The sequence below is a fragment of the Arthrobacter sp. B0316-1-20 genome, assembly GCF_059091865.1.
Genome location: NZ_JBNHHC010000004.1, coordinates 284,858 through 296,793 on the forward strand (window position 1 = coordinate 284,858; position 11,936 = coordinate 296,793).

The 11,936-nt window shown below is 68.4% G+C and carries 13 protein-coding genes; 7 read left to right on the forward strand and 6 right to left on the reverse strand.

The window, feature by feature from the left end; translation table 11 throughout:
* The first annotated feature begins 21 nt into the window (after positions 1-21).
* A complete protein-coding gene (locus tag AC5RW2_RS08735; protein ID WP_493962913.1) occupies positions 22-966 on the forward strand; it encodes an electron transfer flavoprotein subunit alpha/FixB family protein in 945 nt (314 codons plus the stop codon).
* 23 nt (positions 967-989) lie between these two features.
* Complete coding sequence (locus AC5RW2_RS08740; RefSeq protein ID WP_493949740.1) at positions 990-1,718, forward strand: PIG-L deacetylase family protein; 729 nt, start codon at positions 990-992, stop codon at positions 1,716-1,718.
* Positions 1,719-1,800: 82 nt separating this feature from the next.
* On the opposite strand, the gene AC5RW2_RS08745 is transcribed toward AC5RW2_RS08740, so the two are convergent.
* The 6 genes from AC5RW2_RS08745 to AC5RW2_RS08770 all read right to left on the reverse strand — a co-directional run bounded on the left by AC5RW2_RS08745 (position 1,801) and on the right by AC5RW2_RS08770 (position 7,096).
* A complete protein-coding gene (locus AC5RW2_RS08745; protein ID WP_493949741.1) occupies positions 1,801-2,385 on the reverse strand; it encodes an anti-sigma factor in 585 nt (194 codons plus the stop codon).
* A gap of 72 nt (positions 2,386-2,457) precedes the next feature.
* Positions 2,458-2,925: a tRNA (cytidine(34)-2'-O)-methyltransferase gene (locus AC5RW2_RS08750; protein WP_493962912.1), complete on the reverse strand. Its 468-nt coding sequence runs from the start codon at positions 2,923-2,925 to the stop codon at positions 2,458-2,460.
* 74 nt (positions 2,926-2,999) lie between these two features.
* Positions 3,000-3,926 carry a J domain-containing protein gene (locus tag AC5RW2_RS08755; protein WP_493962911.1) on the reverse strand — a complete coding sequence of 309 codons (927 nt, stop codon included), beginning with the start codon at positions 3,924-3,926 and terminating at the stop codon, positions 3,000-3,002.
* Positions 3,927-4,113: 187 nt separating this feature from the next.
* The gene (locus tag AC5RW2_RS08760; protein ID WP_493962910.1) at positions 4,114-4,923 is read right to left on the reverse strand and encodes a pyrimidine reductase family protein; all 810 of its coding nucleotides are present in this window, start codon (positions 4,921-4,923) and stop codon (positions 4,114-4,116) included.
* Positions 4,920-5,864, reverse strand: a complete 945-nt coding sequence (gene folP, locus AC5RW2_RS08765; protein ID WP_493962909.1) for a dihydropteroate synthase — start codon at positions 5,862-5,864, stop codon at positions 4,920-4,922. The genes AC5RW2_RS08760 and folP overlap by 4 nt, the downstream gene beginning before the upstream one ends.
* Positions 5,861-7,096 (reverse strand): NAD(P)/FAD-dependent oxidoreductase, encoded by a 1,236-nt coding sequence (locus tag AC5RW2_RS08770; RefSeq protein WP_493962908.1) that lies wholly within the window; start codon positions 7,094-7,096, stop codon positions 5,861-5,863. Before AC5RW2_RS08770 ends, folP begins: the two co-directional genes overlap by 4 nt.
* Positions 7,097-7,275: 179 nt before the next feature.
* Here AC5RW2_RS08770 and AC5RW2_RS08775 point away from each other — a divergent pair, with 179 nt between their 5' ends.
* The 5 genes from AC5RW2_RS08775 (at position 7,276) to AC5RW2_RS08795 (ending at position 11,932) form a co-directional block, all read left to right on the forward strand.
* Positions 7,276-7,941: a helix-turn-helix transcriptional regulator gene (locus AC5RW2_RS08775; protein ID WP_493962907.1), complete on the forward strand. Its 666-nt coding sequence runs from the start codon at positions 7,276-7,278 to the stop codon at positions 7,939-7,941.
* A gap of 46 nt (positions 7,942-7,987) precedes the next feature.
* A complete protein-coding gene (locus tag AC5RW2_RS08780) occupies positions 7,988-9,211 on the forward strand; it encodes a cysteine desulfurase family protein (RefSeq protein ID WP_493949747.1) in 1,224 nt (407 codons plus the stop codon).
* An 86-nt stretch (positions 9,212-9,297) separates the two neighbouring features.
* Positions 9,298-10,434: a tRNA 2-thiouridine(34) synthase MnmA gene (gene mnmA, locus AC5RW2_RS08785; protein ID WP_493949748.1), complete on the forward strand. Its 1,137-nt coding sequence runs from the start codon at positions 9,298-9,300 to the stop codon at positions 10,432-10,434.
* A gap of 72 nt (positions 10,435-10,506) precedes the next feature.
* Positions 10,507-10,872 carry a chorismate mutase gene (locus AC5RW2_RS08790; RefSeq protein ID WP_493949749.1) on the forward strand — a complete coding sequence of 122 codons (366 nt, stop codon included), beginning with the start codon at positions 10,507-10,509 and terminating at the stop codon, positions 10,870-10,872.
* A gap of 49 nt (positions 10,873-10,921) precedes the next feature.
* Positions 10,922-11,932, forward strand: a complete 1,011-nt coding sequence (locus AC5RW2_RS08795) for a uroporphyrinogen decarboxylase/cobalamine-independent methonine synthase family protein (RefSeq protein WP_493962906.1) — start codon at positions 10,922-10,924, stop codon at positions 11,930-11,932.
* The last annotated feature ends 4 nt before the right edge of the window (positions 11,933-11,936 follow it).

Consider the following 11,936-nt stretch of genomic DNA (forward strand, 5'->3'; position numbering starts at 1 on the left):
ACCGCGAAGGATATCGGCACCATGCCTACAATTCTTGTCTTTATCGACCATCCCGGCCCTGCACTGCACAAGGCCCAGCTGGAACTGCTCACGCTGGCGCGCAACATTGGCGAGCCGGTCGCAGCGTTCAACGGAGACCTTACCGACGCCGTCCGGACCGCACTCGGCGAATACGGCGTCGGCGCCATCTACCGGCCGTCCACGGACCTGGACGGTGCCTTGGTTGCACCGAAGGCCGCGTTCGTGGCCGCTGCCGCCCGTGAAGCCCACCCGGCAGCCGTGCTGCTGACCAACACGTTCGAAGGCAAGGAAATTGCCGCCCGAACCGGAATCAAGCTGGATTCCGGCGTGATCACCGACGCCATCGGCGTCTCCGCCGACCTGATTGTGACCAAGAGCGTGCTCGCCGGTGCCTACATGGTGCAGGCACAGGTCGGCAGAGGGACGCCGATCATCACCGTGAAGGCCAACGCCGTCACCGCGGCTCCCGCGCCCGCAGCAGCGGTGCCGGAGGTGGCGACGGTGGACGCCGGGGACTTCGGTCCTGCGGCCCGCATCACCCACCGCACGGAGAAAGCAGCCAGCGGCCGGCCGGCGCTGACCGAGGCCCGCGTGGTAGTGGCCGGCGGCCGCGGCACCGGCGGAGACTTCTCCCCGATCGAGGATCTGGCCGATGCCTTGGGCGGGGCGGTCGGCGCATCCCGGGCCGCCACCGACGCCGGCTGGATCGAGCACTCGGCACAGGTGGGCCAGACCGGCCAGACCGTCTCGCCGCAACTATATGTCTCCGCCGGCATCTCCGGCGCCATCCAGCAGAAGGCCGGCATGCAGACAGCCAAGGTGATTGTGGCGGTCAACAACGACGCCGACTCCCCGGTTTTCGAGATTGCCGACTTCGGCATCGTGGGCGACCTGGCTGAAGTGTTGCCACAGGCTGCCGCCGAGATCCGACGGCGGAAGGGCTAGCCGCGGTGACTGTTGCGGAGTTCATGCCAGCACGGGTCCTCGTTTTCGCCGCACACCCGGACGACCTGGACTTCGGTGCGGCAGGCACCATCGCCCGCTGGACAGCCGCGGGCGTGCAGGTGAGTTACTGCATCATGACCGACGGCGACGCCGGCGGCTTCGACGACGACCAGCGGGCCGGCATCGTGGAACTGCGGGCGGCGGAGCAGGCGAAGGCAGCCGCGCTGGCCGGCGTAACGGACCTGCATTTCCTGCACCAGCCCGACGGCTATCTGGAACCCAGCCACGACGTGATCCGACAGACGGTGGCGTTGATGCGGCAAATCCGTCCCGACATCGTGCTGTCCATGCACCCGGAGCGGGCCTGGGACCGGATCCAAAAGAGCCACCCGGACCACTTGGCCTGCGGCGAAATCGTGACCCGCGCGATCTACCCGGCGGTGGAGAACCCGTACGCCTATCCGGAACTGCTTGAGGCAGGGCTGGCAGCCTACAAGGTGCCCTATCTGTGGTTCTACGGCGGCCCCCGGGAACGGGAGAACCACTTCGTGGACATCACCGACTGGGTCGACACCAAACTGGCAGCCATCCGGATCCACGCAAGCCAGCACCCGGACCTGGCCGCCATGGACGCCCGTGTGCGGCAAAACCTGGCGGAGAACGGCGAGCGCGGCGGCCTCCCCGCAGGCCGCAGCGCGGAGGCTTTTCACGTGGTGGGGATCAACACGCCGGAGACCATCGCCGGATTCTGAGACAGCGCGGGCTGGCCGGCCGCCGGAGGGCCTGCGCCGCCGGCGGGCGCCCGATTCTGACGCCGGATTCTGACGGCGGCAGCTAGCCCGCCGGGGTGGGAATGACGACGGCGAACGGCAGGCTGGGGGACTCCGCCCCGCCAGGTGCCTCAACCGAGACGGCCAGTTCCCGTGAGGTGGAGATGCCGTCGATGACCACCGGGTTGCCGGCGGTGATGTCCGCGGCATCGATTGTGCCGGCCGACACCGGCGCGGAGCCGTCCAGCGGAACCCGCCAGACCTGGTAGGTGCGCCCCTCGGACGCCGCGACATCGTTGAAGGTCAGGACAGCAGCGTTCTTGCCCAGCGAGACCGAGGCGTCCACGCTGCCGCCGCCTTCGAATTCCTGCTGGCTGGTGACGACGTCAGGAGCGCCGGCGACGTCCTTATCGGAGGTGCCGCCGAGGGCTCCGGCCACGGCGATGGCGCCGATAATCACCACGATGGCAGCCAAGGCCAACAACAGCCACTTGGTCACCGGCGGCATCGGCCGCCGCACGTCCTCGTCAGTTCCGCCGGTCAACTGGTCGGCGTGCAGCACGGAATGGTCCGCATCCGCTGCTGCGTAGTCGTTCCCCTCAAAGTTTTCAGGGCTGGCCAGGCGATCAGATGGCTGTGGCGTATCCATAGGGTGCCAGTCTATCGGTCCCCGAGCGGGGCAGCTTCTCCGCCGCCGACACGCTGCTGTTTCCGCCGCGCGCTACAGCTTCGCCCCGGCAAAGTTATGCTGCCGCCAGGCTTCATAGACGGCGATCGAGGCCGAGTTGGCCAGGTTCAGCGACCGCAGCGACGGCAGCATGGGCAGGCGCAGGCGTGCCGTCACGTGGGCATCCTGCTTGACCGCATCCGGCAGCCCGACGGACTCCGGGCCGAACATCAGCACGTCGCCGGGAACGTAGGAGACGTCCGTGTAGGAGGTCTCGCCGTCGGACGTAAAGGCGAAGACCCGTTCCGGCTGCAGGGCTTGCCAGGCCGCCTCCAGGTTGGCGTGGACGTGCACCACGGCCAGGTCGTGGTAGTCCAAGCCGGCACGGCGGAGTTTGGCGTCTTCGAAATTAAAACCCAGCGGTTCAACCAGGTGCAGTTCGGCTCCGGTAACCGCGGCCAGCCGGATGGCGTTGCCGGTATTGCCGGGGATTTCGGGCGTGTAGAAGAGGATGCGGAACACGGACTCCATCCTAAGCGCGCCGGCGCGCCGTCCCGGACCGGCCTGCACCGTCCGTTCAGGGAACCCGGCGCGGGTCAGCTGTGCATGCCGGCCAGCAGCCGGGCGAGCGAGGGGACATGGACTGTGTTCGGTGCCGGTCCGGAGGAGAGGAATTGCTTGACTTCGCGCACCAGCCGGGCGGCGTTGACCACGTGCACCGGCGCAATGCCGTCGGGATCGTACCCGCGCGTGTAGTCGATCACGGGTTCGTGCAGATTCCCATCGGCGGAATGGATCACAATCCAGCCGGTGACATTCAGTTCCGGGAACAGCTCCTGCATCCGCCGCACCGCCGGTGCCAGCTGCGGCGGTTCCACCACGCGGCCGTCCTTGTGCAAGGTCCGCCCGTCCCAGCGGAAGTTTCCCCGCGGCAGCAGCATCGAATCGATTAGCGCCAACCGGTAGCCGGCCAGCAGCGCATGGTCAATGAAGCCGTTGTCGGCCGGCGAGTGCAGGCCGTTGACCAGCCGCGCGGACGGAATGGCAGGCAATATCTGCCGGCTGATCAATTGCACGCTCAGCGCCTCGCGGCGCAGTCTGGCGCCGGCGCCGAAGATTCCGCGCTTGCGCGGGACACCGTGGATTCGCTGGCGGGCAATGTTCTCTGCCAGGCCGGAGGAGGCCTCGGAGGAGCCATAGTCGGGAACATAGACCGGTGCATCCGACGCCGAGGGGCCGCGCTGTCCGGGTGTCCGTCGGGGCGCCGCGGACGCCGCGAAGGACTCGGCGCTGTCGGTCCGCGCGGCCGGGGACGTCGCAGCGCCGTAGGACCGGTCATAGCGGGACCGGGTCTGCGGGTTGCTCAGTACTTGATAGGCCAGGCTCACGCGACGGAACTCGGCGGGGTCCCCGCCGTGGTCCGGGTGGGTAGCGCGTGCAGCCCTGCGGTACGCGGCCTTGATCTGCTGTGGGGTGGCATTGACCGGCAGTCCCAAGGCGTCGTAGTGGGATGGGGGAGTCACCGGCCGCCTCTCTGTAGGGTCTGGGGTCCTGCGCGAAGCCCAGTGTAACCGCCGGGAACCGATCGCCGTCGCCAGCAATCCGCATGCCGCGTGAGTGGTGGTGGGCGGACGGAATGGTTTACTTTGCAGTCAACGCGCTGGCGGGCGCGCAGGTTCCGCCGGGCCTTGTGCCGCCGGGGACCGGAAGCTATGCCGACGGGGAGCCCGGCAGGCTTCCGCTGTCGGTCGACGTGGTGCCCGCTCCACTGTCGGCGGCGATATAACGCAGCAGCAGCATGGACCCTGACTCCAGCACCTGGCGCAGTTCCAGCCGCTGCAGCGACTGGCCGGGAACATGGTCCGAGATCCGCTTGCCAGTGCCGCCGGCCAGCAGCGGGCTGATGGTCAGGCACAGTTCGTCGACCAGTCCCGCGGCCTGGAAACTGCCAAGGAGGGTGGGGCCGCCCTCGCTGTGCAACTGCTGGTAACCGCGGGCTGCCAGCGCCTTCACCATTAGCGCCGGTTCCACCCGGGTGGTGCCTGCGTCGACCACATCCGCCACAGGTTCCAGCGCGCGGCGGCGGGTCGCGGGGGACGCGGCGCTGGTCAACACGATCGGCCGCACCGGCGCGGCCGTGAAGAACTCGCTGCCCGGATCAAGGTCCAGCGAGCCGGAGACCACCGCGACGGGCGGATGGGGGCTCATGCCCCGCGCGGTGCGCCAGCCCTGGGACTCGGCCGAGAGCAGTTCGCCGCCATAGCCCTCTGCCCGAATGGTCCCGGCACCGACCACCAGCACGTCGGCCAGCCGCCGCAGCAGCAGGAAGACCCGCTGGTCCACCTCGTCGCCCAGTGTTCCGGAGCGGCCCTCGTAGGTAGCCGCTCCGTCCAGGCTGGCAACGAAGTTGAACCGGACCCACGGACCGGACCGGGGAAGTTCGCCGTACCAGTCCAGCAGGTCCTGGTCGGTGGCCTGCTCCGGCCCGGGCGGCAGGATGCGCCGGATCGGCCTGGTCACGGCGCCGCCGGTTCGTTGGCTTCGCCCATGTTGTGCTTGAGGTAGGAGGGTTCGCGCCAACCCAGCACGGCCTCGGCCATCCGGATGGCAGCGCTGGCTTCGGGAACATTGTGCATGCGCAGGATCCGCGCGCCGTTCATGACGCAGATGACGGCTGCCGCCAGTGATCCGGACAGCCGGTCCTGTTTGGGCTGGTCCAGTGTTTCGCCGATGAAGTCCTTGTTGGAAACCGCCGCCAGCGTCGGGTAGCCGAGGGCGGCGATTTCGCCGAAGCGGCGCGTGAGTTCCAGTGAATGCAGGGTGTTCTTGTTCAGGTCGTGGCCGGGGTCGATGATGATTTTCTCCGCGGGGATGCCCAGCTCTACGGCCAGGTCCACTTTGCGGCGCAGGAAACCGGCAACGTCGTCGACCACGTCGTCGTAGCGCGGCCGCGGATACACCGTGCGGGGAGCGGCGAGCGAGTGGGTAATGACCAGGTGAGCCCCGCCCTCCGCCACGACCGCCGCCATGTCCGGATCCTGCAGGCCGGTGGTGTCGTTGATGACGTTCGCGCCGGCACGGATGCTTGCCGCGGCCACCTCGGGCAGGAAGGTGTCGGCGGAAATTACCACGTCCGACGCGGCCCGCACGGCCTCGATCACCGGAACAATCCGTTCCGCTTCTTCGCGCGCGGACAGGGCCGGCCCCGGCGCGAAGGGAACGCCGCCAATGTCCACCCAGTCCGCCCCTGCGGCCACCGCCTGCAGCGAGGCATCGATGGCGGCCTCCAGGGCGAAGGTCCGGCCGCCGTCGTAAAACGAATCCGGGGTGCGGTTGACGATGGCCATCAGCGCCACCTGCGAGCGGAAATCGATCCGGCGGGAGCCGAACTCGTGCACCGGGTGGTACAGCTCGGGCAGGAAGGCGCCGGACGGCGTTCGCTCCGTCAGTGGTTGGCTCACAGGCTGGTCAGCTCCTTGTCGGGGTTGGAGAGGCCGGCGACATCCACGGTGCGGCCGGATCGGATCAGGTCCTGAATGGGCTCTTGGACGTCCCAGATGTTTACATTCATACCTGCCACCACCTTGCCCTCGCGGAGCCAGAACGCGATGAACTCCAACTTGTCCAGGTCCTGGTAGCTGCCCCGGAGGACCGGTTCGGTCTCTGCTGCCCACGGGAAATAGCCGGAGTACTCCATCCCGATGCCGAATTGGTCCGTGTAGAAGTACGGGATGTCGTCGTTGGACGCGTCCCGGCCCAGCATGGCGGCAGCGGCAGTTTTGCCTTGCGCGATGGCGTTCGCCCAGTGCTCACTGCGCAGCGGCGCACCGTAAACCGGGTGATAGGCGCGGGCCACGTCGCCGGCGGCAAAGACATGCTCGGCCGAGGTGCGCAGTTGCTGGTCCGTATCAATGCCATTGGACACCCTCAGGCCGGCAGCCTCGGCCACTGCTGTGTTCGGGACGGCGCCGATGGCTGCAAGGACCACATCCGCGGGGAGGCGCTCGCCGTCGTCCAGGAGAACGCCGCTGACTTTGCCGTCCTCGCCGAGGATTTCCACCGGCCAGCGCCCCGTGCGCAGCGCCACGCCCTCGCGGCAGTGGGTGGCGGCGAAGATGCTGCCGATGGTTCCCCCCAGTGCCGAGGCCAGCGGGATCCCGCCGCGGCCCACGGCGGTGACCTGGTTGCCAAGTTGGCGCGCTGTGGCGGCAACCTCCATGCCGATCCAGCCCATGCCGAGAACCACCAGCCGCTGGTTCCCGGTCGCCAGCACCGTGTGCAGCGCTTCGCTGTCAGCCAGTGTTCGCAAATAATGCACGCCTTCCAACTCCGCCCCGGGCAGCTCCAGCCTCCGCGCCGATGCCCCGGTGGCCAGCAGCAACTGCGAGTACCGAACGGTGGTAGCGTCCGAGAACGTTACGGTGCGGGCGCCGGGATCGAAGGACTCCACCGTGGTGCCGCGCAACAGCCGGACGCCCTGCTCGGCGTACCAGCCCGGTGGCTGCACCAGCGCCGCCTGAGCGTCCTCGCGTCCGGCCAGGAAGTCCTTGGACAGCGGCGGCCGGATATAAGGGTGTTGGTCCTCGGTGCCGGCAAGCACCAGTTCGCCCGTGTACCCGCCCTCGCGCAGGGCCTCGGCCGCGGTGGCGCCGGTCAGTCCGGCTCCGGCGATGACCATCGGATTCTCTGCCATGGCAGCGCTCCTTCAAAGTGCCGGCGGGCACTCTGCGGGCCGTGCCTCGATAGCTGCCGATCTGATGAAAGCACCGGCAGCTGCCTGTTGGGGCAGGGCCAGATGTTCTAAAATGATTATGTTCGACTTTAGAAATTCGTTCCGCAGAAGTCAATGCATCCGCCACCGGAAAGAGCGCCATGACTCACCAGCCGCCACCCGGACTTTCGGCCGTCACAGCCCTGGGCGACGACGTTCGCCGCCGCCTGTTCGAATTCGTCCGGCACAGCGGCGAACCGGTGACCCGGGACCAGGCCGCCGCCGCCTTGGATCTGCCGCGAAGCACGGTGTCCCTCCAGCTGGACGCACTGGCCGGGCACGGGTTGCTGAAGGTGGAGTTCCGCAAACTCAGCGGCAAGTCCGGGCCGGGCTCCGGCCGGCCATCGAAGGTTTACACGGCTGCCGTGCCGGAAGTCTCAGCGTCCGTGCCGGAACGCTCCTATAACCTGGCCGGTGAACTGCTGGCCACGGCGGTGGAGGAGTCGGCCAAGACGGCGCGCCCGGCGCATGAACTCGTGGCCGAGGCCGCCCGGGCCAAAGGCCGGGAGCTGGGGGCCGGCGCGGGCAGCATGGAAGCCGCACTGGCATCGGCAGGCTACCGGCCCCTGCCCGACGCGGCCGGATTCGCGATGGGGAACTGCCCCTTCCACCTGCTGGCCCGGAGCCATACGCAGACGGTATGCGGTCTGAACCTGGCCCTGCTGGAGGGGATGCTGGCCGGCTGCGCGGACCAGGACCACAGCGTCGCCGCCGATCCGGACGGACCGTTCTGCTGTGCCAGACTCAACCGGCGCCGGCCGGCTTAATGCGCCTCGGCTGGGGCGCGGGCTGACGGGCATGTAAAATATTGGCGTGCCCGTGTACCTTGACCACGCGGCGACCACGCCCCTTCTGGCGCAGGCCCTGGCCGCACTTACCCACGAACTTAGCCGCAGCGGCAACCCCTCATCGCTGCACGGCTCCGGCCGACGCGCCCGCCGGGTGGTCGAGGACGCCCGCGAGACCATCGCAGCCGCAACCGGAGCCCACCCGTCAGAAGTGATTTTCACCTCCGGCGGTACCGAAGCCGACAATCTGGCCGTCAAGGGGCTGTACTGGGCACGGCACGACGCCAATCCCCGGCGCCGGCGGATTCTGTGTTCGCCGGTGGAGCACCATGCAGTGCTGGACACGGTGGAATGGCTGGAAAAGCACGAGGGGGCCGAGGCCGTCTGGCTGCCGGTCGACGCCGACGGCGTGGTCCCGGTGGAGGCCGTGCAGCGGGAAATCGAAGCGGACCCGGCAGCCGTGGCCTTGGTTACGGTGATGTGGGCCAACAACGAGGTAGGCAGCGTCCAGCCGGTGCCGGAAATTGTTGCTGCCGCGCAAGCCCACGGGATTCCGGTCCACTCCGACGCCGTTCAGGCCTTCGGGCATCTGCCGGTGGACTTCAAGGCCTCCGGACTGGACACCATGGCCGTCACCGGACACAAAATAGGCGGCCCGGTGGGCGTGGGTGCGCTGCTGGTCCGCCGGGACGTGAAGCTGACTCCCGTCCAGCACGGCGGCGGACAGGAACGCGACATCAGGTCCGGCACCCTGGATACCCCGGCGATCGCCGCCTTCGCCGCCGCGGCGGAGACCGTCGTCGGGCACTTGCCGGAAGAAGCCCAGCGGTTGGCGGGGCTGCGCGAGAAACTCATTGCCGGCGTCGTACGCGCCGTTCCCGAGGCGGTGCTGCGGGGGACACCCGACCCGGAACAGCAAGGCCGGCGGCTGCCGGGGAACGCGCACTTCACCTTCCCGGGCTGCGAGGGCGATTCGCTGCTGTTCCTGCTGGATTTGGCCGGCGTCGAGTCCTCCACCGGGTCGGCCTGCACCGCCGGAGTGCCGCGGCCCTCGCACGTGCTGCTGGCTATGGGGCTGAGCGAAGAGGAAGCGCGTGGCGCACAACGCTTCACGCTCGGGCATACAACGACCGAATCCGACGTTGACGCATTGGTAGCTGCGCTGCCGGAGGCGTACGCGCGGGCCAAAAAGGCAGGGATGGCCGGGCATGCCTCCAGCATCCAGACCGCCGGTACGCAGGCGGACTGAGCGGCGCAGCGCAGGCCGCGGTGGCGCGAACAACGACTGTGCCGCTGCGGCTGACATAGACAACACATCAGTAGGGAAACGAATTCATGAAGGTACTGGCAGCAATGAGCGGCGGCGTGGACTCCGCCGTGGCAGCGGCACGGGCGGTGGAGGCCGGCCATGACGTGGTGGGCGTGCACCTGGCCCTGAGCCGGATGCCCGGCACACTCCGCACCGGCAGCCGCGGCTGCTGCACCATCGAGGATTCGCGTGACGCCTGGCGCGCCTGCGACATTCTGGGCATCCCGTACTACGTCTGGGACTTCTCCGAGCGGTTCAAGGAAGACGTGGTGGACGATTTCATCGCCGAATACGCCGCCGGCCGGACGCCGAACCCCTGCATGCGCTGCAACGAGCGGATCAAGTTTGCCGCGCTGCTGGAGAAGGCGCTGGCGCTGGGTTTCGACGCGGTATGCACCGGCCACTACGCCAAGGTCATCGAAGACGAGCACGGCAACCGCGAACTGCACCGCGCCGCCGACTGGGCCAAAGACCAGTCCTACGTGCTGGGCGTGCTCACCCACGAGCAGCTGAAGCATTCCATGTTCCCGCTGGCTGAAACACCGTCCAAGGCCGAGGTGCGCGCCGAGGCGGCGGCGCGCGGGCTCTCCGTGGCAAACAAGCCGGATAGCCATGACATTTGTTTCATTTCCGACGGCGACACCCGTGGCTGGCTGGCCGAAAAGATCGAGATGGAATCGGGATCCATCGTTGACCAGGACGGCCAGGTGGTCGGCGAACATGACGGTGCCAACGCCTTCACCGTCGGCCAGCGCCGCGGACTGAAGCTGGGCCGGCCCGCGCCGGACGGCAAGCCGCGGTTCGTGCTGGAGATCCGGCCCAAGGAGAACAAAGTGGTGGTGGGGCCCGAAGACCTGCTGGCCGTGGACCAGATGCGCGGCATCAAGGTTTCCTGGGCCGGCCTGCCGCTGCCCGAGGTGGAAGCGCAGACGGCTTTCGAGTGCATGGTCCAGGTCCGTGCGCACGGAGACCCGGTGGCGGCCCGGGCCCAGTCGGAACTCGACGACGACGGCCGGCAACAGCTGGTGGTCACGCTCATCGAGCCGATGCGCGGCGTGGCTCCGGGCCAGACCATGGTCCTCTACCAGGGCACCCGGGTGCTGGGCCAGGCCACCATCGATTCGGCCCGTTCGCTGAGCTGGGACCCGGCCAAGGTTTCCTGACCCACTGCCGGCGGGCTTCACACAGGAGTAACCGGTGCCTTGCCGGTGCGGGCCGAACCATAAACTGGGAACATGACCGACCCCCACCTTGCCGATGATTTTGACCCGACAGCCAGCTCCCTCTCCGACCAGGTGGCTCCCGAGGTGATGGCGGAGCTGCTAGCAGTGCGCGGCAGCATCGACAACATCGACGCCACGTTGGTCTATCTGTTGGCTGAACGGTTCAAGGCGACGCAGCGGGTGGGCTACCTCAAGGCCAGGCACAAGCTGCCTCCGGCCGATCCCGACCGCGAAACCGCCCAGATCGGCCGGTTGCGGCGGCTCGCCGAGGAAGCGCATCTGGACCCGGCCTTCGCCGAGAAATTCCTGAACTTCATCATCTCCGAGGTCATCAGGCACCACCAGGCCATCTCCGACGAGCACAACGGCGGTAACTGACGTGGCGGCCGGCTCCGACGCACCCGCTGAGCAGGCGTGGCCCAGCCAGGTGAGCGCCACCGGACTGGGCAGCTGGCCCGGTACTGACCCGGCCGAGGCGGCCCGGATCATCCGCGGCGAACTGGGCGAACCGAACCTGCCGCATCTGGTGGAGCTGCCCGACCGCGGCGTCGGCTCGGACCCGGTCGCGCGAACAGCCGGGTTGCTGGAGGAACTCTTCATCGACCTTCAGCCGCATGGCTGGCGGCTGGTGGACCGCCCGGGGCAGGACCACCGCCGGGCTGTTTCCGCCTTGCGCACCGACCTGAACGTGCTGGCCGATGTGGTCGGCGCCGAAGACCACCCGGGCACCCAATTCAAAGTCCAGCTGCGCGGACCGATGTCCTTGGCCGCCAATCTCTACCTGCACAACGGCGAACGGGCCCTGATCGATGCCGGTGCCCGGCGCGACCTGGCCCAATCGCTGGCGGCCGGTGCGGCAGGCCACCTTGCCCAGGTCAAGGCCTCGCTGCCGGCAGGCACGGAGCTGGTGGTCCAGCTGGACGAGCCGGAAGCCGATGCCGTGCTGGCCGGGACCATTCCCACCGCCAGCGGCTACCGCACCCTGCGTTCGGTCGCGGCTTCGGAAGCATCCGCTGCCTGGGACCTGCTGGCTTCCTCCCTGCGCGAAGCCGGAGCGGTGGAAGTGGTGGCCCAGGTTCCGGCCACCGATTCAGCCCTGGATGCGGTGGCCGCCAGCGGCCTGGACGGGTTTGCCATCCCGGCCGGCGGGCTGAGTACCCGGCAGTGGGAAACCATCGCCGCGGCGGTGGAAGCCGACCGGCGCATCTGGGCCGGCCTGATTGACCCCGCCGTCGGAAGCATTCCGCAGGTCACGGTGCTGGTTGATTCAGTAGTGCGGCCGTGGCGGCAGCTGGGCCTGCCGTTGAAACGCCTGCCCCAGCTGAGGATCACGCCATCCGCCGGGCTGGCCGGGTCTGCCCCGGACACAGCGCGCTCGGTGGTCAAGCGGTTGACGCAGACGGCGGACGCGCTGAACCAGGTTGTCGCAGAGGCATGAGCAT

What these genes read in the sequence shown, in the direction of transcription:
- AC5RW2_RS08735 (WP_493962913.1), top strand. Translation starts at nt 22, where the DNA reads ATGCCTACAATTCTTGTCTTTATCGACCATCCCGGCCCTGCACTGCAC.
- AC5RW2_RS08745 (WP_493949741.1), bottom strand. Translation starts at nt 2,385, where the DNA reads ATGGATACGCCACAGCCATCTGATCGCCTGGCCAGCCCTGAAAACTTT.
- AC5RW2_RS08770 (WP_493962908.1), bottom strand. Translation starts at nt 7,096, where the DNA reads ATGGCAGAGAATCCGATGGTCATCGCCGGAGCCGGACTGACCGGCGCC.
- AC5RW2_RS08740 (WP_493949740.1), top strand. Translation starts at nt 990, where the DNA reads ATGCCAGCACGGGTCCTCGTTTTCGCCGCACACCCGGACGACCTGGAC.
- AC5RW2_RS08775 (WP_493962907.1), top strand. Translation starts at nt 7,276, where the DNA reads ATGACTCACCAGCCGCCACCCGGACTTTCGGCCGTCACAGCCCTGGGC.
- mnmA (WP_493949748.1), top strand. Translation starts at nt 9,298, where the DNA reads ATGAAGGTACTGGCAGCAATGAGCGGCGGCGTGGACTCCGCCGTGGCA.
- AC5RW2_RS08790 (WP_493949749.1), top strand. Translation starts at nt 10,507, where the DNA reads ATGACCGACCCCCACCTTGCCGATGATTTTGACCCGACAGCCAGCTCC.